The sequence below is a fragment of the Bacillus haimaensis genome, assembly GCF_048270625.1.
Classification (GTDB): Bacteria; Bacillota; Bacilli; order Bacillales; family Bacillaceae_I; genus Sutcliffiella_A; species Sutcliffiella_A haimaensis.
The window spans coordinates 3366451-3392053 of record NZ_CP158164.1 but is presented as its reverse complement, the minus strand read 5'-3'; the positions used below and the strand labels follow the sequence as shown (position 1 = coordinate 3392053).

Here is a 25603-nt window from a genome sequence, read left to right as displayed (position 1 = left end):
GAAGTAAAATTGGATAAACCAATGTCTGGAGTGGAAAGCAAGTGGATAAAGCGATGCCCATCATGATTCAAGGCACTCATTCCGATGCAGGGAAAAGTGCGATTGTCACAGCCTTATGCAGGATATTTGCACAGGATGGATTTAAAACAGCTCCGTTCAAATCGCAGAACATGGCCCTGAATTCCTATATCACCCTCGATGGCAAGGAGATAGGACGAGCGCAAGGTGTTCAGGCGGAAGCGGCAGGTATTGTCGCCACCACCGATATGAACCCGATACTGATCAAGCCTACCGGAAACTATGAATCACAAATCGTAGTGCATGGTGTCCCTTATCAAAATATGAAAGCAGGTGAGTACCGTCAGGACTTTTTCCAACAAGGATTAAAGCTGATTCAGGATTCCTATGAGAAATTGGTGCAAGGCTATGAATGTGTAGTGATAGAAGGAGCGGGAAGTCCGGCTGAAATCAATTTGAATGATAGGGAGCTTGTCAACATGCGTGTGGCGCGTCTGGCCGATGCGCCAGTCATTTTGGTTGGAGATATTGAGAAGGGCGGGGTATTTGCCAGTCTGGTAGGAACGCTGCAACTACTTGAACCGGAAGACAGACAGAGAGTAATCGGGGTGGTCATCAATAAATTTCGTGGAGATGTATCCCTGTTGGAACCAGGTTTGAAATGGTTTGAGGAGTATACAGGTGTATCTGTCCTTGGGGTCATCCCTTTTATTGATCATTTGACAATAGAGGCAGAGGATTCGGTAGTGTTAGGCAATTATTCAACCAAAACAGATACGTCCAAGGATTTGGATATTGCCGTCATTCGCTACCCGCTGATTTCAAATTTTACAGATGTCGATCCATTCTTTGAGGAGCCTGATTGTCATGTGCGATTTGTTAGCCGGGCAGAAGAAGTAGGGACACCGGACTTAATCATATTACCTGGAAGTAAAAATACGGTGGAGGACTCACTATTTTTACATAACAGCGGATTGGCTAATCGTCTTCTGTCATTATCGGAAAAAAAGACGATGATAGTCGGCATTTGTGGCGGTTTTCAAATGCTGGGGAAAGAAATCGAGGATGTGTTGGGAGTTGAATCTCCTATTAAGCAGGCTCCGGGATTAGGGCTGATTCCCATGAATACCTCCATCACACCTAATAAAACAACCATCCGCTCCGAAGGGGTCATCACGATTCAAGATAATACAATTCCTGTTTCCGGCTATGAAATACATATGGGAAAATCACATTTTGAATCAGGGTTCGATCATTTAATCGAACTGGACGACAGGGTAGAGGGAGTATGGAGTGAGAATCGGCTGATAATGGGGACCTATTTTCACGGGATTTTTCATAACGACGAGTTCAGGGAGTTCCTCCTGAATGAATTAAGAGGGAAAAAAGGATTGGATCCTATCCATGACAGGGTCTCCTTTGCCAAAAAAAGAGAAGAATCCTTTGACCGGTTGGCGGATGTTGTGAGGGAACACATTCAATTGGATGCAATCTATCAAAAAATGAAGGAATTTCAGAAAGGTGCCTGCCATGTTAAAGATATGTGAGAAAATACAACCAGTTGATAAAAGTATAGGGAATGAAGTGCGTGCTTATTTAGACACCTTAACAAAACCGATTGGAAGCCTAGGAATGGTGGAGGAATTGGCAATTCAGCTCGGGGAGATCACTTCCAGCCGTTTTCCGACGGTTTCTCCCCCTGGTGTGATCGTATTTGCTGCGGACCATGGGGTGGCAGGAGAGGGAGTTTCTGCTTATCCACAAGAAGTTACTGTCCAGATGGTACATAATTTCCTGAATGGCGGAGCTGCGATTAATGTGCTGGCAAAACAGATTGAAGCAAAGCTTGATATTGTCGATATTGGTGTAGCAGGTGAGATCGTAAGGGAAGGGCTCATCTCAAGAAAAGTCCGTTATGGTACAGGGAACTTTTTAAAGGAAGATGCCATGAGTCCGGATGAAGCGCTGGAAGCCATCCAAGTGGGTATGGACGTCGCAAATGATATGATTCAACGGGGAGCTAAGTGTCTACTGCTCGGGGAAATGGGAATAGGCAATACAACAAGCAGCAGCGCTATCCTATCTGTGCTTCTCGGGGAAAATAACCTGGAAAGAATAGTAGGTACAGGTACTGGAATATCAGTGCAGCAGATCAAGCATAAGCAGCAGGTGATCAAACAGGCCATTGAAAATCGTCATCCTGATCCAGGAGATCCATTGGATATATTGGCGAAGCTTGGTGGACTCGAAATAGCAGGAATGATAGGAGCAATTTTTGCTGCAGCCGAAAAGAGAACTCCTATTTTAATAGATGGATTTATTAGTACAGTGGCTGCGGTATTAGCGGTAGAAATGTGCCAGCCTATCAAAGGATATTTGATAATCGGTCATCAATCAAAGGAAATTGGGCATAGGCGTGCCTTGGAGCTGCTGAAAAAGAGGCCCATGCTTGATTTGGAATTGAGGCTCGGGGAGGGATCGGGAGCTGCCCTCGCTTATCCTATCGTCGAGGCTTCTGTCAGGATCCTGAAGGACATGGCCACTTTTTCCTCTGCAGGAGTATCGGAATCGACCATCTCCTGAAGCGGAAAAATTAAATTTACAAGCGTATGAAGTTAAACTATAATGACTTTTAGAATAAAAAAACGAATATTAAGACAAATAGGTTCCTTAAATGTTCATGACAATGAAGTTTAAGGTGAAAAGGGAAGTTGGTGCAAGTCCAACACGGTCCCGCCACTGTAAGCGCTGAGGAAGGCTAACGTATCTCCACTTTGCATGATGATGCATGGGAAGGAGTAGCCAACTGATGAAGTGCAAGTCAGGAGACCTGCCTATGTTGTTTTTAAACACCTTCGAGGAAAGGGATGTTTAAAGTGCGTGGTTATTCAGAGACCATTCCTATTTTGCCAGTCTCATAGACAGGGAATATAGGTGCATTTTTACGTTCAACGCTTTCCTTTTGGATAGCGTTTTTTTATTTGACAAAAAAGCAGAAAAAGGGGAAGAAAAAACATGAAGCAATTATGGAAAAAGTGGAGCATTATTACGCTAATAATGGCAATGGCAATTTTAGCGGGATGTGGAATGAATGGTACTGATACGAACAAGCAGTCAAGTGGCGAAGTAAATGAAACTGCTGCGAATGAAGAGCAAGGAACAGAAGCGAAGCAATTTCCTGTCACCATCAAAGATGAAACCGGCGAGGAAATTGTCATCGAAGCGGAACCGGAATCTATTATTTCCCTACAGGCCAGCAGTACTGAAATCTCTTATGCATTAGGATTAGGCGACAAAATGGTGGGGGTTTCCGACTATTGCAACTATCCACAAGAAGCACTGGAAGTAGAAAAGGTTGGGGCGCAGGATATGAACGTCGAGCGTATCCTTACACTACTACCGGATATTGCCCTTGTGACGGACTATCATTTGGAAACGCATGCTGAAATATTGTCCCAGTTTGAAGAAGCGGGAATTACGGTCATTGTTATTGGCAGTGAGACTTCTTTTGATGATGTGTACGAAACAATCGATTTGATCGGTACTGCAACAGGTAAGAAGGCGGAGGCCGAAGAGCTGGTTTCCGATATGAAAGAACGTCTTGAAACGGTGAAGGAAAAGGCACAAGCTGTAACGGATAAAAAGAAAGTGTGGGTCGAGGTATCACCGGCTCCGGATATTTTCACGACCGGCCAAGGAACGTTTATGCACGAAATGCTGGAATCCATCCAAGCTGAAAATGCAGCTGGCGACCAAGAGGGATGGGTCAAGATGACCGAAGAAGAAATCGTTCATTTAAATCCTGATGTGATTGTCACCACGTACGGATACTATGTGGAAAGTCCAAGGGAAGCGGTGATGACACGTGATGGCTGGGCCGAGGTTCCTGCTATAAAATCTGGAGAAGTTCATGATGTGGATAGCGATATGGTAACGAGACCTGGTCCTCGTTTAATTGAAGGGGTGGAAACACTTGCAAAAATCGTTTATCCGGAAATATTTAACTAATAAGCTCGTTTGGCTCTATATAGGATGTGGAGGGTTTGTACTTGGTACAGCCCTCCTTGGTCTATTAAGCAGCAGTGTAACCATTCCCATCACTACCGTCCTCCATATTGTCCTGGAAAATGGTTTTGGGCTGGGGTGGTTGGAGGAAGTCCCGAAAAATGAAGAGATGATCATTTGGAATATCCGCTTTCCCAGGGTCCTTCTTGCCCTTTTTGTGGGAGCTTCATTGGCGTTGGCGGGTGCCGCGTTTCAAGGGCTGTTACGCAACCCGTTGGCAGATCCCTATACGATCGGTGTTTCATCGGGAGCGGCACTCGGAGCGGTTGCTGTTCTGTTCTTTCAGGTTACGATTATTGGTTTAGGGAGCTTTACCCTTCCGGTTGTCGCTATTATCAGTGGACTGCTTTCCCTATTGCTTGTCTTTGGATTGGTTCGCTTAAGTAACAGAGGGTTGGCAATAGAAACAATCATTTTGGCAGGAATCATCATCAGTGCCTTTATCGGCTCTATCATCTCCTTGATCATCTCCTTAGGGGATCGGGATTCCATGACACAGATCATCTATTGGCTTTATGGAAGTGTCGGAATGAGAGGCTGGAGTCATGTACAGCTAATCGTTCCTTTTATGATACTTGGTACATTGCTCCTCTTCATTCATTATCGTGAATTGAATGCCATGGCTTTGGGAGAGGAGGCAGCCGATCATATCGGGGTAGATGTGAAACGGGGTAAGATTTTCATTTTAGTGGGGGCTTCCCTTTTAACAGGGTCGGCAGTCGCGGTTTCTGGGTCCATCGGTTTTGTCGGTTTGGTCATTCCTCATCTTATAAGGCTCATAACAGGTCCCAATCACCGGCATGTCCTGCCTTTATCCATGCTTGTTGGTGGAGGGTTTCTCGTTTTGGCAGACCTGGGAGCAAGAACCATTATCGCACCAAAGGAATTGCCGATTGGGGTCATTACGGCATTGATTGGCGCACCGGTTTTTGCAGTGTTACTGGTTCGAGAAAGAATAGGAAGGGGGAAGGCAATTGATTAAGGTCAGAAAGCTGACAGGTGGTTATTCAGCTGGCCCTGTAATTAAAGAACTTGATTTGGATATTCAAAAAGGGGAGTTTTTCGCGCTGTTGGGACCGAACGGAAGTGGGAAGACGACCTTGTTTAAATTGATTACAGGACAACTTCCCATTCAGCAAGGAGAAATTCTTATCGATGGAAAACCAATTACTTCCTTTTCTAAGCTGGAAAAAGCGAAAAAAGTGGCCGTACTGACCCAGGAGGTCCAGGTGTCTTTTGATTATACGGTGGAGGAAATCATTAGCCTTGGCCGCTATCCACATCAAACAGGGATTTTTAAAAGCCTATCCAAAGAAGATAAGAAGGTCATGGAATATGTGATGAGAAAAACCAGAATAACCAAGTTTCGCGACACGCAATTCCACAAGCTTAGCGGAGGGGAAAAGCAGCGGGTACTATTGGCAAAAGCATTGGCTCAGGAGCCGGAAATTCTCTTATTGGATGAGCCCACCAACCATCTGGATATCAAGCACACCTTTCAAATGCTGGATCTGATAAAGGAATGGCAGCAATCCAAAGGACTGACCATATTTTCCATTCTGCATGATCTGAATGTTGCTTCCCTCTATGCCGATCGACTTGCCTTGCTTTATGAGGGTTCGTTTCTTGAAGTGGGGGACACCGACACATTGCGCAAGGAAGATCAGTTGAAAAAAGTCTATGAAGTAGAGATCCAAACGCAATCACACCCAATCGTACCGAAGCCTCAGCTCCTTATGACGCCAAGCTTTGAGCAGCCAAATCAATCTTATAGCCTTCGCGAAGCCTACCAGATAGAACAGACGACCGATTATATTCATGTTCAATTCAATCAGCCAATGCGTTGTATCTCCAATGGTGTGGTGGGGGATGGCATTCAATGGCTGAAGCATTTTTGTAATTTTCACGTTTCAAAAAACTATAATTGCTCCAATCCGAAAAAAGATCTATATGATTGGATGGGAAAATATCATATCCCCCCTGAACAGGCTGTAGGATTGATGACGGCTGTACAGCTTGAGGATGTCACGATTGTGATGGAGAAAATAGAGGGAATTGAATTTTTGGCAGTCGTTACTGCCGGGGTTGGAAATGCGGTAGATATCTCGAAGGGGCATCCAGCCAATTTACCGCTCCAGATCGGGACCATCAATATGATGATATTTATCGATGCCCATTTTACGGACGGAGCACTAGTTAATGGACTTATGTCTGCAACGGAAGCCAAAGTGAAGGCGCTGCAGGATCTGGAAATTATGGATCCGGAAACAAAAACGCTTGCAACCGGGACTTCTACCGATGCGATGGTTCTAGCTGTCACGCAGCAAGGGGTACAGACACCTTATGCAGGGTCGGGAACGGTTGTCGGGAAGGGAATTGGCCATGTTGTCTATCAGGCTACAGCGCAAGCGATCCGGAAGTATTTGAAAAGGGTCCAGGGATGATGGAAGCACCGTTCTACATAGGGTGTTTGATACTGATAGGAGCGATTTTACTGGACTTATGGATTGGTGACCCAAGATGGCTGCCGCACCCTGTCATTCAGATGGGAAGGCTCATTACATTTTTGGAGAGAAAATGGAACCGTGGAACAAATAGAAGGATAAAAGGCGTGCTTCTTACAGGTACCGTCGTTTTGACCGTTTATGTTGTGACATTTTTCTTCGTCAGTATCGCTTATCACATTTATTATGCAGTTGGTATAGTGATGGAGATTTGCTTGATATCCACCACAATCGCGATAAAGGGGCTTGCTTCTGCCGGGAAAAGTGTAGAGAAGCCCCTGGTTAATGGGGATTTAGTGGCGGCGAGGAAAAGCCTCAGCATGATAGTCGGAAGGGATACCGAGCATCTAGAGGAAAGCGAGATTGTGAGGGGAGCGGTAGAAACTGTTTCCGAGAATACTGTCGATGGGATAACAGCGCCATTGTTCTGGGCATTGATTGGCGGTGCTCCTTTAGCGATGGCGTACCGGGCGATAAATACGCTCGATTCCATGGTTGGCTATAAAAATGAACAGTACATCCAGTTTGGCTGGGCATCTGCGAGATTGGATGATATCGTCAATTGGCTTCCGGCCAGATTGACTGCTTTGACTATGTGGTTTTCTTCATTTTTTTTGCGGGGCTCAAGGCATATGGAAGCACTGAAAACTACATGGAGAGATGCCAGAAAGCATCCGAGTCCGAACAGCGGTTGGTCTGAGGCAATGGTAGCTGGATTGATGGGCGTTCAATTGGGCGGAGTCAATTACTATAAAGGCAAGATTTCAAAACGGGCGACAATGGGTAATTCCACCAGAAAATTATTGATCTCAGATATTGATAAAGCCATCTGCTATATGCATGGAGGCTGGCTTGGGTTTTTAGGGCTTCTATTAATAGCACTTTATATTGGACAGTTCATGTAATGGAGGGGGATCATCGATGAAATGGCCAGAGCACGGCGGACAACCAGCAACAATGAAACAGCTTTTTCAACTAGATAAGGAGAAAACCATCCTTGATTTCAGCGCAAATTTAAATCCCTTAGGGCCACCAGAATGGCTGAAAAAGGAGTTGAATGGCCAGTATGAGAGCCTTACTCGTTATCCCGATCCAAGCTATTCTCGTAGCATCGCCAGCCTCGCTTATCATGAGAGGGTGGGAGAGGGAGAGGTACTCTTGACTAATGGTGGAGCAGAAGCGATCTTTTTGGCAGCGAAATATTTTGAAGGAAAGAAGGCTTTGATTTTGCAGCCCACGTTCGTGGAATACGCGCGAGCGTGCAAACATTATCATATCGAAACAGAGGATATAGGGTTATTGCCTCAGGATGGATTTGCCTTACCTTTTGATCTTGTTATGGAAAAGCTCCACGAAAAGGATGTCCTGTTCCTGTGCCGACCAAATAACCCGACAGGTACGGTTGTTCCGGAAAAACAAATTCGAGCGTTATTGGACGAAGGATTAAAGACGAATACATATGTCGTGGTGGACGAGGCGTTCGTGGACTTTGTTCCGGACCTTTCGCTGTCTGCATTGGTCGCTTCGTATCCGAATTTACTACTTTTGCGCTCTCTAACAAAAATGTATACCATCCCCGGGATTCGCCTGGGATACATGATGGGAAACAATAGATTGATAAATATATTGAAAGCGGAGCAGATTCCATGGAGCATCAATGCATATGCGGACGCTATTGTGCCAAAGCTGCTGGAAGATAAAAGATTTGTAGACCGGACGAAATTATGGCTGCAGGAGCAATCGCAAAAAGTAAGGTCCTCCATTGCCTCTATGGGGTTCTATGTTTCCCCATCTCGAGCAAACTTTTATCTATTGCAAGATAGTCAACATCCCCAACAGACAGACGAATTATTCCGATATTTATTTCACCATGGTGTGCTGGCGAGACATACCCATAACTTTAAAGGGCTAGACGGGAATTTTCTACGGCTTGCCATACGGTCTGAAGAGGAAAACGGCTACTTAGTTTCAGCTCTTCAAAAGTGGAGGATAGTTACATGATTATTTTTATTTCCGGAGGGGCACGGTCAGGGAAAAGCACGTATGCAGAGAAGATGGCCCGCTCTATTTATTCGAATGCAAAAAATGCACGGTTAATCTATATTGCTACCGCTAAACGAAGCGATAAAGAAATGGAGCGGCGTATTAAGATTCACCGGCAGGAAAGAGCGAATGAATGGCAGGTAGAGGAAGAATCTTATGAACTATCTCGAATTCTTGAAAACTTCCAACCTGGAGATGTGATTTTAATCGATTGTCTGACGATTTGGTTAAGCAACATGATGTTTGATAGAACATATTCTTATTCCGAACTAGTCGATGAGGTTTCAAAATGGTGCAGTATCGCTAAAGAAAAACAGCTTCAGCTCATCATCGTGTCCAATGATTTGAATGAAGGGTGCCCTTCCCGTTTTGAACTAGTAAACGAATATATGTATAACCTGGAACGGCTCCATCAACTGGTTGTTCAAGAAGCACAATATGCAATCCAGACTATAGCTGGAATTCCGACCTACTGGAAGGGGGAGAAGAATGAAGAATAGCCTATATGGTTTATTATTGGCATTTCAATTTTTGACGCGTCTACCTGTCCCTGTTTCTTGTCCATGGACCAAACAAACGAGCAGATGGGCAATCAGGGCCTACCCGCTAGTCGGAACGGTTTTAGGGACCGTGATCGTTCTTGTATTTAATAGTTTGGAAGGTCATTTGCCACTATTCTTTTTATCCCTACTGGCCCTCACACTTTGGGTTTGGCTAACAGGAGGCCTGCATTTGGACGGGTGGATGGACGTGGCAGATGCGATTGGCTCGAATGCTCCAATCGAAAAGAAATGGGAAATCATGAAGGATCCGCATGTAGGCAGCTTCGGAATAATAACGCTCCTCTTTTTAATGGCGTGGAAGGTCATGTTTATTTACATGATTTTGGAGGATTCGCTACAGTTAATCTATTCATTTCTGCTGATTCTGGCTTTATCCCGGTTTGGTGCAGTAGTGTTTATGTACATACTGCCTCCTGCAAAGAAAAGCGGCCTAGCATGGGAATGGAGGCGGAATCTGAATGGGTGGGATGTGGTTTTGGCCTCCCTTCCTGTTGCGGCAGCTTTTCTTTTTCTGCATGAGTTTCTCTTTTTACTGCCGAGCTATCTTTTATTTATTTTGGTGTTTGGATGGTGGGTAAAAAAAGCATTTAAAGGGATCAATGGAGATTTGCTTGGAACCGCCATTGAAGGAGGAGAGTTATGGGGACTTGCGGTAACGTGGATCTATTTCTTGTTCGCCATGGGATAACGGATTGGAATAGGGATAAAAGATACTTAGGGCATACGGATAGGGGAGTATTGATACATGAACTCTTTAGGTTGTATGCGTTGAGGAAGGAACTGATGAACCACTCATTTGATTATGTATATACAAGTGACCTGATGCGTTGCCAGGAAACTGTATCCTATTTGGGTTATGGTGCGATGGCATGTACGGATAGGAGATTGAGGGAACTGAATTTCGGTGAGTGGGAAGGTAAAACCTATGAGGAACTAAAGGATAACGATCATTACAGAAAATGGCTAGCAGATTGGGAAAATGAATCTCCGCCTAATGGTGAATCTGGAAGGGGATTCACAGCAAGATTGGACGACTTTATTCATGAACGGTTTCTACATATAACAGAAAAACCATCAGCTCGCATCCTCTTGGTGACACATGGTGGAGTAATTCGGTTTCTACTTGCTAGATTTAAAGCGACCGACACCTTCTGGGAGGGGGCCATCCAGCATGGGCAGGGTGTGCGGATTTCTTTGACACGAGAAGAGGGGGAGTGGACATGCAACTCGTTATCGGAGGTGCTTTTGCCGGAAAAAGGGATATAGTGAGGAAAAAGCATAAAGAATTCAGTTGGGTTTCTTCCTACCACAACGACCTGTTATCAAACTGGGATCTAAAATGGCAAAGTGGAACTACTCTAGTTTTGGAAGGCTGGGAGAGATGGGTAAAACAGCAGCTGAAAAAAGAAGTAGAGGATGCTGTCATACGGGTAGAATTCAGCAGGTTATTTCAGTGCTTCCTGGAAGAAGAACGCCTAAGGAATGACTGTATTGTGTTGATAATGCTGGAGGTGGGGAGAGGTATTGTCCCCATTGAAGAAGACGAAAGACGCTTCAGGGATCTGGCGGGCTGGATTTTACAGGACGCGGCAAAAATGGCAGAAGAGGTGCAATATGTATGGCATGGGATGGCTAAAAGGCTGAAGTAGGAATGATGTTTCTCTTTTTACTGAATTTTTCCATGGGTTATAATGGAGGGGGAAGGGGAAGTTAGTCTAGTATAATGAAATGTAGTACCCCTCCAGGAGGACATCATGATCAAAAAAGACTACGATAAACTACTTCACATCCATACTTCAGAAGAACAAAAGGGCTTTCTTAAATCCTACCATTATCACCGTTATGAGCCTACACCTTATGAGGCCCTGGACGAGCTGTTTGAACAATGTCAACTGAATAGCGGGGACCGTGTAGTGGATTATGGCTGTGGCAAAGGACGGTTGAATTTCTATCTTCATTATCGTTTTGGCGCAAGTGTCACTGGGATTGAAATGAACGAAGACTTTTATAGGGAAGCACTGGAAAATCGCGAGCGTTACTTGACGAAGCACAGAATCGGGGATGGAGATATAAAGTTCCTATGTTGTCTGGCAGAAGAATACGAGGTTCATCCTTCCGATAACCGCTTCTATTTCTTTAACCCTTTTACTGTGCAGATCTTCATGAAGGTTGCGGATCATATCCTGGCATCCGTGGAGCAGCACTACCACGACATTGAACTTATTTTCTATTATCCATCTGAGGATTACGTGTATTTTCTGGAGAATCATCCTTCGTTCGAATGGAAACGGGAGGTTCGGTTGAAGGGGTATGAACAGAATGAAAATGAGCGGTTTTTGATTTATGGGTTGGCTTATTAAAAAAAGGTTGAGAAACTGATTGGGCATTCAGTTTCTCAACCTTTTTATTTTCCTGACTATATCTTAATCAGCTTGTTAATTCTGTTCAGTTCCATGTCTTGTTTTGCTTGTTATTGCACTAGATAATCAATATCGATTTTGAATGAGTTTACTATATCAGTTTGGGCATCCAATTTTTTTCTAGGCGTGTGAGGGAATGAGTGTGCTCGTCCAGTTTATTACGAATGCTCATTCAGGCATTCTTTTGCGATTTTAATTCATTAAGCTGTTCCAAAAGTATCCGTTCGTTTTCCTCCTCTAACCATGCATCCTCCAAAATGACAAACCGGCAATTCCCACTATTAAGATAGCTATAAATGATCTGCGCCTTATCTATTTCGAACTTAGTAACTGCTTGAAATGGTGCATTCGTAGAAGAGGAGGAGAGATGCTCTACGATTTTTCCTCTTAGACTTTCCAGACCATCCTCAAAAGCGAATTTCTCCGCATAGACCACATAAGTCCTCTTTATGATAAATACTTTTCCCGTTTCCTCATCGATTTCTTCCACAATCACAAGCTTATGGTTCGCTTCTGTAAAATGAATCACTTCCTCCTTATAGAACAAGGAGTTCAGGATGTTCTGGTAATTGCGGTATCTTGCAGCCTGTTCGAACTCCAGCTTTTCAGCGGCTGATTCCATCCTGTTTTTTACATGCTCGATTAACCGGGTGTCCTGATGTTCAAGGTGGGAAATCAGCATATCTAACATCAAATCGTATTCTTCTAAAGCAACTCCGCCCAGACAGAGCCCGTTGCAAAATCCAAGTGAATAGTTCAGGCAAAGCGACTTTTTATTGTTTGGATGGCTGCACTGGAATTGAAAGATGTCCTTGAAGCCTTCAATGGCACGGACCACGGTCTTTCTGCTTGTATAGGGGCCGAAGCAGTGGAAACGGTCGCTGCTCATCGGTTGGGTTGTTATTTTCAGGCTGCGGAACTCCCTATTCTTCTTCGGGATCGCGAGGTAGATGAAGCCTTGGGGGCTTTTCATTTTCCGATTATAATGCGGTTTGTATTCCTGGATCAGCTCCCACTCCAGTAAAAACGCCTCGAACTCCGTGTCCGTCTCGATATGGTCGAGGTCGCTGACGTGGGTCACAAGCCGCTTGATTTTTGGGGAATGGACGGTGGAAGCGCGAAAATAGGATTGAACCCGCTTTTTCAGCTCTTTCGATTTTCCGACATAGAGGATGGTACCGTACGAATCCTTCATCAGATAGACGCCAGGGGTGGACGGGAGGGTCTTTATTTTCTGTTGTAGGTTCATGTTTAGTCCCTCCTAAAAATTTTTTAACGTATCGCAGGTATCTTTATTTTTACAGTGAATTCTTCGTCCCGATAAACGAAGTCGAGGAAGCCCTGATGGCCCTCGACTATATCCTTTACCATTTTAGTGCCAAGCCCTTCGTGTCCCTGGCCTTTCGTCGTATGGCCATAGGAGTGATAGAGTTCATCGAGCACTGGTGTCGGAATGGGTAGACTGTTATTTTTGCAGACGAGCAGATACAGTCCGCTTCTTTTGTAAAATTGCAGGGTCAATACGGCCTGCTTCTTGTAATGCTTTTGCCATTCACAGCAGGCATCGATACTGTTGGAAAGCAGATTGCCGATAAGGCTGACCATGTTGGAATCGGTAACGGGCAGAGTCGAGAGCGGAAGATCCAGGTCGTAGACGACGGAAATACCGCTGCGTTGGGCTCTGCGATACATCTGGTGCAGGACGCCTGCCACCACACCACGCTCCCCTTTTATCGAAAGGTTGGTCTCTTCGTAGCCATCCACGAGATCATCCAAATAGCGCTTGGCCTCTTTATCCTTGCCATTTTCGAGCATAAAATGAACTGCGGAAACGTGCTTCAGGAACTCGTGGCGCTCTCCGCGGACAATTAGGAAGGTTTCGTTGATTTGCTCCTGCTGTTCTTCATATTCAAGCAAGCTGCGGGTCAAGTCAGAAATCTTCCGGGACCCATTCAGGCGGATTGCCTCCAAACTAACAAAAATGAAAAAGGGGACAAAAGTGGCCCAGGAAAGCTCAACCGTAAAATAAAGGCTCACCAGCAAGAGCTGCATGGTAAGCAGAATCAAGTTCCAGCGAGTTCCGATACTCGAGATTTCTAGGAGGGTTCCTTTATATAAATAATACACCACCCCGATGACAGGTAAACTCACAAGATAGATAGGCACATTCCATGTCAGGTTGTTCAAAAGAAATTCCAGGTGAAAGGTTCCGACCGCTGCAAGGAGGACCCAATATAGAAGTGAAGTTTTCACGATGATCCCTCCCAATCAAAAATAATGCTGCTGCAGAAACTCGACCTTATCCTTCGTGATCATCGCCTGCTCTTCCATCCCCTCAAAGCTCACGATATAGGAATTCTTCGCATAGAGGGAAAAGTTTTTAACATGGTGGATGTTGATGATGAAGGAGCGGTGGGAGCGGAGGAAATCGCGCTCTCTCAGCTCGCCTTCGAGTTCGTTCAAGGTCTGGTAGGTTTTGACCGGACCTGTTTTCGTGTAGATGGTCGTAGAGCGTCCGGAACGCTCGATAAACACGATGTCCTTCTTTTGGATAATATGTATGTCGTTCTTTTGCTTAAGATAGAGTCTTCCGGCAATTTCCGCGGATTTGGACTTTTCGAGAAGCCGTTCGATGGACTTGATCAGGCGGTCCTTAGGGTAGGGCTTCATGATGTAGTCATGCACGTTCAGTTCAAAGGCATGGACAGCGTAGCCGCTGCTTCCTGTCACGAAAATGACGGAAATGTTCAGGGCATGGGAATGGATGATGTCCGCCAGCTCATACCCCGAAAGGTTCGGCATCTCAATGTCGGCAATCAACAGGTCGACCGATTCCTTTTTAATGTGCTCATAGGCTTCTTCTGCGGACTGTGTGGAAAAGATGATCTCAATCTCTGGGATCCCCGCCACAATTCCATTCAGTTTATCCAAATCTATGTATCTGTCATCGACAAGCCCAACCCTCATTGCAATTTCCCTCTCCTGTTGTTTTCCATTTTTATCTTTATATTACCATGTAAAAGGGAGGAATGGACATTTTCGCGACATTAAACGGAATATTCACGACATAACTAGAGATTCCGAGATTCATTTATTTTAAGATGAAGACAAGAAATAAATGAGGGGCTGAGAGCATGATTGAAATAAATGAAGTGACGAAAAAATTTCAGGATAAAAAAGTGTTTGTAACGGCGTTGAAGCATGTTAGCTTTTCTGTGAAAAAAGGCCAGATCGTCGGACTGCTTGGTGAAAACGGAGCTGGAAAAACGACTCTACTAAGAACGATTGCCACATTATTGACTCCGACTGAAGGAAGCGTAAGTGTCGGTGGATATGACACCGTGAAAAATCCGGACGCGATCAAGAGGAAAATCGGTGTACTTTTCGGCGGGGAAACCGGGCTGTATGACCGCCTGACCGCCCGTGAAAACCTCGAGTATTTCGCGGCATTATACGGACTGAGCAAGCACGAAACGAAGGTGCGGATAGACGATTTGGCAAAAATGTTCGGCATGAAGGATTATCTGAATCGCAAAGTGGGCGGCTTCTCCAAAGGGATGCGCCAGAAAGTGGCAATCGCAAGAACACTCATCCATAACCCGGAGATCATCCTGTTCGATGAGCCGACAACAGGACTTGATATTACATCTTCAAACGTATTCCGTCAGCTTGTCCATCAGCTCAAGCGCGAAGGGAAGACGATCATTTTCTCAAGCCATATCATGGAGGAAGTGTCGATGCTGTGTGACACCGTTGCGATGATGCACAAGGGCGAGCTTGTTCATCACGGAAATCTCGAGCAGCTCTATAAATCAGAGGGCAGCCGCGATCTTAACTATATCTTTATGAGCAAACTGGTAAGGGGGAACGATTATTATGCTTCGTAAAATCTATCTGAAAGAAATGAAAGACTCCTTCCGCGACAGGCGGACCCTGCTCTTGACAGTGTTATTGCCGATTGTGATGATGACTGGCCTGGTTCTATTCTATGAAAGCATGGTGTCGGATGGGAAGGACGAAATTTATCAGCTAGCAGTGGATACAAATTTCTCCGCAGAAGAAGAGAGTATTTTTGCTGCCTATGAAAATATTGAATTTGTCGAGTCGGATGATCCGGAAGCAGTGGTTGAAGAGGGGGGAGCGCAGGCAGCACTTATTTTAAACGATGGTTTTTTGGAAAGCGTGGAAGCGGGAGAGGCTGCAACAGTTACCGTCCTAGGCAACTCCTTTAGCCAAAAGTCCTCCAATCTAATGAATATGGTAACAAGTGCACTGGCAGTCTTTGAAAAATCAGTGATTGCAGAGCGTCTAGAGGCGCAAGGAACTGCACAGGAATTGGTTCAGCCATTTATGTTGGAGCAAAAGGAAATCACCGAAGACAATCCTAGCATTAACCTTGTCGCGTTGTTAATTCCATTGATTTTGGGGTTAGCGATCGGAATCGGAGCAGGGCCGGCAGCATCAGACCTGTTCGCTGGGGAAAAGGAAAAGAAAACGATGGAAGCTTTACTGATGACACCGGTAAACCGCATGACCTTGCTTGTAGCAAAGTGGCTCACGATTGTCTCGTTGGGATCGCTGACTGGAATCATCACACTGATTGTGGTTGCATTGGAAATCAACTACCTGACAGAAAATCTTAGGAGTGCCGTTTCATTAGGGGATAATGTGTACGCTATAGTCGCCTTTTCGATACTTGTTTCCATCATCTACGCCATGTTTGTGGCAACTCTTCTCATGGTAACAAGCATCATGGGTAAAACGGTAAAAGAATCGCAAAGCTACAGTACACCAATCATGATGGTAGGGATGTTCCCGATCATGATGATTTCCGGAATCGGAATCAATGAGCTCCAATTCCACCACTTTGCCATCCCGATCATGAACGTATTCACGATTCTTAAGGAACTAAGCTTCGGGATCATCAACTACGAGCACCTAGGTCTCATGATAGGAAGCAATCTGGTATGTATCGTGGTTGCTTTTATAATCGCAAGAGTGATGTTTATGAAGGATAAATGGGTGATGAATTAATTGGTAGGGGCCTGACCCCCATCGCTTTAAAGCGAGGGGGTCAGGCCCCTTTTCGGAGAGACGGTAAAAAAAGAAGGATTCGTACCGTCACCCATGCAAAACGACAGAGGAGACGGTACAAAACCCATTCGCTTTACCTATCTTAAAGTTAAAATCGCACTTCAAACTCAACACCATCCGCTACCTTATCCTTCTTACCATCCAACACCTCACTTGATGAGATAGTAAGACTTTCTAGCGCTTCCGGTTTGGTTTCATCGAGGATAAACCCTAGGCTACCGACTTTTTCCTCTCCGGGTTTGAGTTCACCGTTTAGTTTCTCCAGATAAAAATCATCCTCCCAGGTAACGGTTTCCCCTTGGTTGGTGGTGATTTCCGAAACGGGTGCAATATGCACGGGCTTGTCGCCGTTATTTTTCACAACCACATTGACCCTGACATAGGGGAACTCCGTTTCTTCGTGGGTGAAGCCGTGAAAGAAGTCGATGAGGTCCGGGGATGGCTTGTATTGCATGACTTTTACATCCGCAATGGTCATCGATATATCTCCCGTCTGTTTCTTTTCATGTACCTGTGCGAATTGTTTAAGGGTGATAGAGCCATCCTCGTCTTGAAATTGTGAATCCTTGATTGTTAGTTCTCTATCATCCGGTGCTTGTGGACTGTCTTTGAATGAAAGGATCTCGGTGCTTTTTTCATTAGCTTGCGTTACCGCGTGAACCTCGGAAGCGTTTTTGGTTGAGCTATTGGCCGTGCATCCCGCCAGAAGAGCGGCAGTTAAGGTAAGTGCAATCCATGGTTTCAAACGCATTTTAGCAACCTCCTAAAAATTGAAGCATTCCGTAGCGTGGCCGCGGAATGCTTTTTGATTTGAAGCTTTACTCTTTTTTATGAGAAGGTCGAGCCTTTTCCAAGATAGCGAAAATCTCTTTTGCCGTGTCGGTGTTGTCAATTTTCCCTGCAAACTTTTCCATTCCAGGGCCATATGCATAAACCGTTACATCCTCACCGGTGTGTCCATCGGTCGTCCAGCCTGTTCCGGTGCGAAGGTCAAAAATTTTCTCGATGGCATTGTCGATTTCCAGAACATCGCCGCTAGTATCCTTTGCTTCCTGGACCGATTGAACCTCCTCTGGAGTCAGCTCAAGGTCAATATACTTTTTCAACGTTTCTTCCACTGGGGCACCTTCTGCAATTTCTTTTGCGATAAAGTCAGGTGTCTTTTTCGCTGCCTTGATTGCAGATGGATCCCATTTGTACACTCCGTCACGGCCCAGTGCCATCCCGCCAGTCGAGTGGTCAGCCGTCGCGATAACAAGGGTGTTCTTATCTTTTTTGGCAAAATCGATTGCCGCCTGGAACGCCTCTTCGAAATCTTCCATATCACTCATTGCCGCCACAACATCATTATCATGTCCGGCCCAGTCGATCTGGCTTCCTTCTACCATTAAAAAGAATCCTTTTTTATTCTTATCCAAGCGCTCCAAAGCAGCATTCGTCATTTCTTTCAATGAAGGCTGTTCTGCAGGACGGTCAATTTTTTTGTCCATTCCTTTTGGAGCGAAAAGACCAAGGATCTGCTCGTTTTTATCATTCAGCATTTCATCGCGTGTTGTAACATAAGAATATCCATCTTTCTCAAACTCTTTCGTGATGTCGCGGTCGTCGCGGACAAAATAGCTTGTCCCCCCACCCAACAGCACATCCACTTTATGTTCTCCGTTAATCAGGTCATCATAGTAATCATCGGCAATTTCATTGTAGTTGTTGCGGGATTCATCGTGCGAACCGAATGCCGCCGGGGTTGCGTGGTTAATCTGGGAAGTGGCAACCAGCCCCGTGGATTGTCCGTTTTCCTTGGCCTGTTCGAGAACGGTTTTGACATCTTTCTTTTCCAGGTCAACGGCAATTGCACCATTGTACGTTTTAATACCTGCTGACATCGACGTTGCAGCAGCTGCGGAATCTGTGACACTTTCTTCCGGATCCCAAGAATGAGTAGATTGCATGCCTACTAGATAAGGATCAAATTTTGTATCTTCCATCTCCGGGGTATTCGGATCATCCTTTAACGTCCTGTATCCTGTCGTATAGGAATTTCCCATACCATCTCCAATCAGGAAAATAACATTCTGGATTTCACCTTTCTTCTTGTTTCCACCTTTTTCAGCAGAAGCCTGATGAAACGCCAAGCCACTCACTGCAAGTGATGACGCCATTGCTACGGTTAATAACTTTTTGGATAATGCCATTGATTTGGACCTCCTGAAGTTTAATAACTTACAAGCGTAATTATATTGCCATACTATTAAGTGCGTTTGTAGCAGCTGTAAAGATTGTTTACAAAGAGGTAACAGGGTTATTACGGTTTATTGCATAGTAAACGAAGAAAGTGATAGTGTTAGTGGAAAAGTTGCTAATTCCCAATATTTGTACTATCGTCAAAGGGAGAGACTAATTTTGAAGATTGAATGGGGGTAAACGTCATGGCAGTAAATGCAATTATGACATGGACATTTTATGAAGAAACAAGTGTGCCAAGGGAAATTGAAGAAGTACTTATTGATGGTGAAACGGCAGAAATCGCCTATAAAACTGTTCGAGACGTAGCGGTTGTCACCAACAAACGTATCATCATCGCAGACCGCCAAGGGATTACAGGGAAAAAAGTCGAAGTTTATACCATTCCGTTCAAGAGCATTATCATGTACTCCTCAGAAAACGGGGAATGCTTGATATGAATGCTGAACTGGAGCTATGGACAAAGGCTGGAACGTTCAAGCTGAATCTAAATAAGAAAGTGGATATCAGGAAGCTTGATAGAATTATAGGAAAGCATATTTTATAAAAAGGCTCTTTAAAACAATTGCGTTTAAAGGGAATATAAAAAATAGACACGCACCTCCACCCGTTACCGCAGCATACGCTATTAGGCAAACAACTATGGGGAGGTTTTCTTTTTGTACTTTCCACAAAATCAAAATCAAATTTATCAGCATGGTTCATTAGATTACCGCAACAACCTTTCGAATGAACGGCTCATCTATTTTTATCCGCGTCCGAGACGTCCTTTTTACTATCCTTATTATCCATACCCTTACTATCCGGCTCCTTATTATTACCCATATCCTTATCCGAGACCATATTACCGCAACCAGGAGGCCCTGGTGGGGGAAGTATCCCAGTCTGATATGCGTGCAAGCTGGCGGGAGTGGGAGGATCTTGGAGCACCGCTTAGAGGATTCCGAGGGGCACCTGCCGTAGCATCCTGGGCGCCAAATCGCCTGGATACATTTGTACGCGGCGAGAGCAACCGGATGTTCCATAAATGGTGGGACGGCAGACGGTGGAGCAGATGGGAGGACCTGGGTTCCCCTCGAGGCGGCTTAAGGAGTTCTCCTGGTGCCGTATCATGGGGACCGAATCGAATCGACACCTTTGTCCAGGGCCAGAATGATGGTATGTGGCATAAGTGGTGGGACGGAAGAAGCTGGAGTCAATGGGAGGACTTAGGTTCCCCCCGAGGCGGCTTCAAGGGATCACCGGCAGCTGCATCCTGGCAGGAAAATCGCCTGGATTGCTTTGTCCAGGGGATGGATGATAACCTCTGGCATAAATGGTGGGACGGAAGAAGCTGGAGTCAGTGGGAAAACCTTGGTTCTCCACGCAGCGGCCTAGGCGGATCTCCTGGTGCTGTATCATGGGGACCGAATCGCATTGACGTCTTTGCCATCTGCAACAACAACCGTCTGTGGCACAAATGGTGGGACGGAAGAAGCTGGCGCCAATGGGAGAATCTCGGTACCCCGCGTGGAGGCTTGGATGGCGCCCCGGCTGCAGCAAGCTGGGCACCAAACCGGCTTGATGTCTTCTTAAAAGGCAGAGATGACCGGATGTGGCAGATATTTTGGAATGGCCGACGCTGGAGCGAGTGGGCAAACCTTGGTGCCCCTCGTGGCGGGGTCCAATCCTCACCGGCAGCGGTTTCGTGGGACCGAAACCGCATCGACACATTTGTCCGAGGCGGCAACAACAGGCTTTGGCATAAGTGGTTCGCCTAATATTTTCATAGATAAGCACCTGCTTTTTCCCGTAAAAGGAAGCAGGTGCTTTCTCGTTACTTCATCAACTTTTCCGCTTTTAAAACTGCTTTCATCGCAATACGCGCTTCATTCAATACGGATTGACGCCATTGTTCATCTTCGGGATAGAACATTTTATGGAACTCACTCTTGATCCACTGCATGTCTTCTTCCTTTTCAGCACCCTCCCAATATAGCTGGTTTTCTAAAATGATGGTGGTGAATTCGCGTAATTCTGATTTGATTCCCTCTCCGAAGGTACCGAATTCGAAAAGAGCAGAGAAGAGGTGGGTCCCGGGATACTCTTCACATTTGAGTTTATGAAAATGGTTGGTAGAGTCACCCTTTACTTTTTTCGGTGTGAACGTTTGAATATTCTTTAAGGGGTAAAGGGCCTTTAATTCCTCTTCGCAACGGGGATCAAGCTCTGATGCCAACATCGTCACTTCATTGGTTGGGCCGAGCGCCGTGTGCCAATCCATATGTATGACCCGTGGATAGGTGGATAATAATTTCTTTTGTATGGATTTAAGAAAGGCTGTCGATTCTTCCTCTTTGCTTCCACCGTATTAGACCCCCCTTTCAAACTCGAACTGTCCCATGCCTTTTGCTTCCTTCATGGCATTATAGCTTGCCTGCGCCGCCCCCTCAGCCAGCAGGGTATATAAGGTTGCCTTCTCTTCCTTTATGTCCATTATTCTTCCATTAGGGAGAAATAGCTCCTTTTCCTGCGCATAGGTTTGATTGACGTCTCTTGGAACAGTATCCGGGTCATATAAATAATTTCGATTCAGGTCGACGTTATTCTCCGTCACCCGTCTGAAATGCCTCATTCCCCAAGGGTTCAATGCGTGAATCAGGCATATTCCCGTCGTATTGGGATCGATGGAGTCAAGATATTCGTCCACAAACAGATGGATGGCACCTGCACCTGCATACCATTCAATGCCATGTTCCCCGGATGTGAAAAATAGGACCTGCCTGTTGTCAGTTAGTGCTTCGGAATAGATCATGTCAACTGTGTTATCTTTTTCCTGTCCGATTTTGTGGCTCGACAGCAACGCTTCTGGCCATTTTTCCTTTATTTTAACCAGGTGTCCTCGGAAGGTATTGCGGGATTCCTCATAACTGTTTTTAAAATATCTATCAGTTTCTTTCATGGTCATCATCCTTTCAGGTTTTTCTATGTTTGTTTATTTAGTTTCCCTTCCGAGTTCAGAGAGAAACGTATGTCTTTTAAAGTAGCGTCTCGAGCATAGGAACTATTATGACTTTCCTGAAATAGCAATTTTTAAACAAACGTTTGTTTAATCCAAATGTGAAATGCAGCAGGGAGAAGCGGTTAAGAGGTTAGAAAAAAATATACTTTTAAAAAAGGATTTGTAGAAAACTAATGAGATTATATTTTCTGAAAATTATTGCATTTAATACGGGGTACGCCGTAAACTGGTAATACCAGATAAAATATTGGTATTACCAGTTTGGGGTGTAAGAATGAGAGTAACCGATAAAATAGAAAAATTGTTCATTCGTAAAGTACTGCAGCAGGAGTATTCACCAGGAACCCAGATTCCATCCGAAAGGGAATTGGCAGCAGAGTATGAAGTGGGAAGACCGGTAATCCGTGAGGTCCTGCAGCGTCTCGAAAGGGATGGGTGGCTGACAATCCGCAGTGGTCAGAGGGCGGTGGTCAATGATTATTGGAAAGAAGGCAACTTGATGACCATAGTGCACCTTCTTGATGAGGAGGAGAGCATGCCGAACGAATTTATTGTGCATCTTTTAGAGTTCCGAAAAAGTCTGTCGCCGGCGTATGTGAAAGATGCCGTGACGTATAAGCCCTTATCCGTCGTCGCGCTCCTCAAAGAAAGCGAGACAGTTCCAGATAAGCCTGCCGACTTTGCCGAATATGACTGGCGACTTCAAAGGGGGCTTGCTGCCGCATCGCCAAATCCTATCTATCTACTGATCTTGAACAGTTTCGGTCATCTTTATGTGAAGATGGCAACGCATTACTTCTATGAAGAGACTTACCGCGATGCCTCGAGAGCCTATTATCGTGAGCTGATGGCGGCAACCCTGTCTGGGGACGGCACACAGGCGAAGAACCTGGTCAAGGAGATTATGGAAAAGAGTATTAGATTGTGGAAAGAGCAATCCAAAGTTAAATAAAAGAATGGGGAGTGGGGTACAGTGAAAGGGTATTACAAAGAGTTCCTTTTGTTTCCTGATATTACGATATTAATAGGATTGATTTTCCTGAGTATTACCTACCAGGTCTGGCATGGACTCACATGGGCCGCTGTTGCCTGTCTTGCGCTTGGACTCCTGGTTTTCATGTTCAGTGAATACATGACCCACCGGTTTGTTTTCCATTTGAAGCCGCCGAAGAGCCCAATCCTTTTGAAAATGCTGAAACGCCTGCATTATGACCACCATACAAATCCGAATGACCTGCATCTTTTATTTTTACCATTATGGTACAGTCTGCCGAACTTGTCGGTGTTGGCCGTCATCTTTTACCTGATTGCGGGTGATATCTGGCTGACCTTGGCGTTTGCTGCCGGACTGAAGACAATGCTTTTCCTGTATGAATGGAAGCACTATGTGGCACACCGGCCGATCAAGCCTAAATCAAGGTTCGGTATATGGGTCAAAAAGATGCACATCCTTCATCACTATAAGAATGAAAACTTCTGGTATGGCGTTTCCACTCCCTTTGTCGATGTGCTGTTTGGGACGCTAAAGGATGAAAAAGAGGTAGAGACGAGTAAAACGGCGAAGGATCTGGAAAAACGGGCTTGAAAAAGGAAAAAGAAACTCATGAGGATGTGAACTTCTGATTTTTTTATCTTTTTGGCTCTGTTATTGAGTAGTGTTGATTTTCTAAGAATCTAGCTGTTGATTGGAGCAATAGGCGAAGACTCCTCGAAAATGCGAGCATTTTCTTCGTGCGATGTATCGCTGCCGCAGCCTTCCTTGTCCTGCGGGAGGAAGGGACAGGGGAGACCCCACAGGCGAAGCCGAGGAGGCTCCCGGACCGCCCGCGGAAAGCGCAGCCTAGTGCGGAAATCAACAGCGGTCTTTAACACAGCCATCTTTTTTAAAAGCTATCCAGAGTATATGGAACTATACGATAGTAACATTGCTTCATATCAGGCTATTTGTAGCTGGATGGGTAAAATGGATAAATACCCGTGTATTTCCGTGCAGGGCGCTTTTTTCTATTTTTTCTTAATATGGTTTAATAGTTAGATAGACTTAGGGTTAGTAAATTTATTAAATTGTAGAAGGATGTTGATGCGTTATGGACAGGTCAGTTTTTAAAATTTCGGTTGGAATAGCAGCGGTATTTGTTCTGATCGGAGTGTTGATTCCGGAGCAATTGGGAGCTGCTATGGAAGTGGCTAAAGGCTTCGTATTAGAGAAATTCGGATGGTTTTATCAGTTGGTTGCCACGTTCTTCCTCTTATTTGCCGCATTTATGATCTTCAGTAAATATGGAAAAATTAAACTCGGAAAACAAGATACCAAGCCGGAGTTCAGCCGCCCTACTTGGTTTGCCATGCTCTTTTCTGCCGGAATGGGGATAGGCCTTTTGTTCTATGGGGTATCGGAACCGATTTCTCATTTCTCCGCACCTCCGATAGGTGAAGGCGGGACGGAACAATCAGCCATACTTGGCATGCGCTATACTTGGCTTCACTGGGGTCTTCATGCTTGGGCCATCTATGCGATTGTGGCATTGGCGCTTGCCTATCAAAAGTATAATAGGAATGCCCCTGGATTAATGAGTGCCACGCTTCATCCTGTGCTTGGTGAAAAGGTGAAAGGACCGATAGGCAAAACCGTGGACGTGGTTGCCGTTTTTGCTACGTTGTTTGGTGTTGCAGCTTCATTGGGATTGGGATCCCAGCAAATTAATGCCGGCCTGGAGTATTTAATTGGAATTCCCAATAACTTTACCGTGCAGTTTATCATCATGGCTGTCATTACAGCACTTTTCATTGTTTCAGCAACTACAGGAATATCTAAAGGAATCAAATATTTAAGCAATATTAATATGTCTCTTGCTGTTGTATTATTTTTCGTCATGCTTATCCTTGGGCCTACTTTATTTTTATTGAATATGTTCACTTCCACGTTAGGGAGTTATGTCCAGAATGTTGCATTGATGGGATTGAGATTAGCTCCTTTTGATGCAAATGAAGCAGCGTGGACGCAAGGCTGGACAGTCTTTTACTGGGCATGGTGGATTTCCTGGACTCCATTTGTCGGCATGTTCATTGCCCGTGTCTCCAAGGGCCGCACAATCAGGGAGTTTACCATAGCGGTTCTTCTTGTTCCATCTCTTGTATGTGCACTATGGTTCACGGTTTTTGGAGGGACAGGAATTTACCTTGAGGTCGTTCAAGGCTTGGATGTATCAAGCCAAAGCTTGGAAACTGCCCTATTCTTTGTTTTTCAGCAGTTACCTTTCGGTGCGCTTCTTTCCGTACTGACGGTTGCGCTTATTACGACCTTTTTCGTCACTTCTGCAGACTCGGCAACCTTTGTCCTCGGGATGCTGACTACAGGCGGAAAATTGAATCCCCCTAATGGTGTAAAAGTGGTATGGGGCATCATCTTGGCTGCATCAACACTTGTCCTGCTTGCTTCAGGCGGATTGACCGGGCTGCAAACGGCCATCATCGTCAGTGCACTTCCGCTGACCTTCATTGTTCTGGTGATGTGTTACGGATTGTATAAAGAACTAGGAAAAGAATATAAAAAGCAAATGAATCCGGATTGGAAGAAACAAGAAAAAGCAAAGCCGGAAAAGACAGCAAGTTGAAAGTATAATGCCTGACCAATTTTATGGTCAGGCATTTTTT

The 25603-nt window shown here is 45.1% G+C and carries 23 protein-coding genes, 2 pseudogenes and 1 riboswitch; of the genes and pseudogenes, 19 read left to right on the top strand and 6 right to left on the bottom strand.

Annotated elements, in window-relative coordinates:
- Nucleotides 1-41 precede the first annotated feature (41 nt).
- The 12 genes from ABN702_RS17245 to ABN702_RS17190 all read left to right on the top strand — a co-directional run bounded on the left by ABN702_RS17245 (nt 42) and on the right by ABN702_RS17190 (nt 11553).
- Complete coding sequence (locus ABN702_RS17245; protein ID WP_417897992.1) at nt 42-1565, top strand: cobyric acid synthase; 1524 nt, start codon at nt 42-44, stop codon at nt 1563-1565.
- On the top strand, nt 1549-2601 hold the full coding sequence (gene cobT / locus ABN702_RS17240; RefSeq protein ID WP_417897991.1) for a nicotinate-nucleotide--dimethylbenzimidazole phosphoribosyltransferase: 1053 nt from the start codon (nt 1549-1551) through the stop codon (nt 2599-2601). Before ABN702_RS17245 ends, cobT begins: the two co-directional genes overlap by 17 nt.
- 63 nt (nt 2602-2664) lie before the next feature.
- Nucleotides 2665-2871: riboswitch (cobalamin riboswitch) on the top strand.
- A gap of 162 nt (nt 2872-3033) precedes the next feature.
- Entirely contained in the window at nt 3034-4026 is a 993-nt protein-coding gene (locus ABN702_RS17235; RefSeq protein WP_417897990.1) for an ABC transporter substrate-binding protein, read from the top strand.
- Nucleotides 3992-5065 (top strand): FecCD family ABC transporter permease, encoded by a 1074-nt coding sequence (locus tag ABN702_RS17230; protein ID WP_417897989.1) that lies wholly within the window; start codon nt 3992-3994, stop codon nt 5063-5065. The genes ABN702_RS17235 and ABN702_RS17230 overlap by 35 nt, the downstream gene beginning before the upstream one ends.
- Nucleotides 5058-6527 (top strand): adenosylcobinamide amidohydrolase, encoded by a 1470-nt coding sequence (locus tag ABN702_RS17225; protein WP_417897988.1) that lies wholly within the window; start codon nt 5058-5060, stop codon nt 6525-6527. Before ABN702_RS17230 ends, ABN702_RS17225 begins: the two co-directional genes overlap by 8 nt.
- On the top strand, nt 6524-7492 hold the full coding sequence (gene cbiB / locus ABN702_RS17220; protein ID WP_417897987.1) for an adenosylcobinamide-phosphate synthase CbiB: 969 nt from the start codon (nt 6524-6526) through the stop codon (nt 7490-7492). The genes ABN702_RS17225 and cbiB overlap by 4 nt, the downstream gene beginning before the upstream one ends.
- Before the next feature lie 16 nt (nt 7493-7508).
- Nucleotides 7509-8588, top strand: a complete 1080-nt coding sequence (gene cobD, locus ABN702_RS17215; RefSeq protein ID WP_417897986.1) for a threonine-phosphate decarboxylase CobD — start codon at nt 7509-7511, stop codon at nt 8586-8588.
- Entirely contained in the window at nt 8585-9130 is a 546-nt protein-coding gene (locus ABN702_RS17210; protein WP_417897985.1) for a bifunctional adenosylcobinamide kinase/adenosylcobinamide-phosphate guanylyltransferase, read from the top strand. The genes cobD and ABN702_RS17210 overlap by 4 nt, the downstream gene beginning before the upstream one ends.
- On the top strand, nt 9120-9881 hold the full coding sequence (gene cobS, locus ABN702_RS17205; RefSeq protein WP_417897984.1) for an adenosylcobinamide-GDP ribazoletransferase: 762 nt from the start codon (nt 9120-9122) through the stop codon (nt 9879-9881). Before ABN702_RS17210 ends, cobS begins: the two co-directional genes overlap by 11 nt.
- Nucleotides 9833-10459, top strand: coding sequence for a histidine phosphatase family protein (locus tag ABN702_RS17200; protein WP_417897983.1), 627 nt, complete (start codon nt 9833-9835; stop codon nt 10457-10459). The genes cobS and ABN702_RS17200 overlap by 49 nt, the downstream gene beginning before the upstream one ends.
- Nucleotides 10414-10842 (top strand): bifunctional adenosylcobinamide kinase/adenosylcobinamide-phosphate guanylyltransferase, encoded by a 429-nt coding sequence (locus tag ABN702_RS17195; RefSeq protein ID WP_417897982.1) that lies wholly within the window; start codon nt 10414-10416, stop codon nt 10840-10842. The genes ABN702_RS17200 and ABN702_RS17195 overlap by 46 nt, the downstream gene beginning before the upstream one ends.
- A 105-nt stretch (nt 10843-10947) precedes the next feature.
- Nucleotides 10948-11553 carry an SAM-dependent methyltransferase gene (locus ABN702_RS17190; protein WP_417897981.1) on the top strand — a complete coding sequence of 202 codons (606 nt, stop codon included), beginning with the start codon at nt 10948-10950 and terminating at the stop codon, nt 11551-11553.
- Between the two features lie 232 nt (nt 11554-11785).
- Here the strand turns inward: ABN702_RS17190 and ABN702_RS17185 are convergent, their stop codons facing one another.
- The 3 genes from ABN702_RS17185 to ABN702_RS17175 are packed head-to-tail and all read right to left on the bottom strand — an operon-like array spanning nt 11786 to nt 14580.
- Nucleotides 11786-12862 carry a GIY-YIG nuclease family protein gene (locus ABN702_RS17185; protein ID WP_417897980.1) on the bottom strand — a complete coding sequence of 359 codons (1077 nt, stop codon included), beginning with the start codon at nt 12860-12862 and terminating at the stop codon, nt 11786-11788.
- Nucleotides 12863-12885: 23 nt separating this feature from the next.
- Complete coding sequence (locus ABN702_RS17180) at nt 12886-13866, bottom strand: sensor histidine kinase (RefSeq protein WP_417897979.1); 981 nt, start codon at nt 13864-13866, stop codon at nt 12886-12888.
- Between the two features lie 15 nt (nt 13867-13881).
- On the bottom strand, nt 13882-14580 hold the full coding sequence (locus ABN702_RS17175; RefSeq protein ID WP_417897978.1) for a LytR/AlgR family response regulator transcription factor: 699 nt from the start codon (nt 14578-14580) through the stop codon (nt 13882-13884).
- A gap of 167 nt (nt 14581-14747) precedes the next feature.
- Between ABN702_RS17175 and ABN702_RS17170 the strand changes: the two genes are divergently transcribed.
- Entirely contained in the window at nt 14748-15500 is a 753-nt protein-coding gene (locus ABN702_RS17170; RefSeq protein ID WP_417897977.1) for an ATP-binding cassette domain-containing protein, read from the top strand.
- Complete coding sequence (locus tag ABN702_RS17165; RefSeq protein ID WP_417897976.1) at nt 15490-16647, top strand: ABC transporter permease; 1158 nt, start codon at nt 15490-15492, stop codon at nt 16645-16647. Before ABN702_RS17170 ends, ABN702_RS17165 begins: the two co-directional genes overlap by 11 nt.
- 148 nt (nt 16648-16795) lie before the next feature.
- On the opposite strand, the gene ABN702_RS17160 is transcribed toward ABN702_RS17165, so the two are convergent.
- Both ABN702_RS17160 and ABN702_RS17155 read right to left on the bottom strand, forming a co-directional pair.
- A complete protein-coding gene (locus ABN702_RS17160) occupies nt 16796-17458 on the bottom strand; it encodes a DUF4352 domain-containing protein (protein ID WP_417897975.1) in 663 nt (220 codons plus the stop codon).
- Nucleotides 17459-17525: 67 nt separating this feature from the next.
- Nucleotides 17526-18899, bottom strand: a complete 1374-nt coding sequence (locus ABN702_RS17155; RefSeq protein WP_417897974.1) for an alkaline phosphatase — start codon at nt 18897-18899, stop codon at nt 17526-17528.
- 234 nt (nt 18900-19133) lie between these two features.
- Between ABN702_RS17155 and ABN702_RS17150 the strand changes: the two are divergent.
- A pseudogene (locus ABN702_RS17150) lies at nt 19134-19495 on the top strand (PH domain-containing protein).
- 112 nt (nt 19496-19607) lie between these two features.
- Nucleotides 19608-20708 (top strand): carbohydrate-binding protein, encoded by a 1101-nt coding sequence (locus ABN702_RS17145; RefSeq protein ID WP_417897973.1) that lies wholly within the window; start codon nt 19608-19610, stop codon nt 20706-20708.
- A 56-nt stretch (nt 20709-20764) separates the two neighbouring features.
- Here ABN702_RS17145 and ABN702_RS17140 read toward each other — a convergent pair.
- Nucleotides 20765-21889: pseudogene (locus tag ABN702_RS17140) on the bottom strand (M14 family metallopeptidase).
- Between the two features lie 334 nt (nt 21890-22223).
- Between ABN702_RS17140 and ABN702_RS17135 the strand changes: the two are divergent.
- The 3 genes from ABN702_RS17135 (at nt 22224) to ABN702_RS17125 (ending at nt 25563) form a co-directional block, all read left to right on the top strand.
- Nucleotides 22224-22901 (top strand): GntR family transcriptional regulator, encoded by a 678-nt coding sequence (locus tag ABN702_RS17135; RefSeq protein ID WP_417897972.1) that lies wholly within the window; start codon nt 22224-22226, stop codon nt 22899-22901.
- Between the two features lie 21 nt (nt 22902-22922).
- Nucleotides 22923-23534 (top strand): sterol desaturase family protein, encoded by a 612-nt coding sequence (locus tag ABN702_RS17130; protein WP_417897971.1) that lies wholly within the window; start codon nt 22923-22925, stop codon nt 23532-23534.
- Between the two features lie 502 nt (nt 23535-24036).
- Nucleotides 24037-25563, top strand: a complete 1527-nt coding sequence (locus ABN702_RS17125; protein WP_417897970.1) for a glycine betaine uptake BCCT transporter — start codon at nt 24037-24039, stop codon at nt 25561-25563.
- Nucleotides 25564-25603 lie beyond the last annotated feature (40 nt).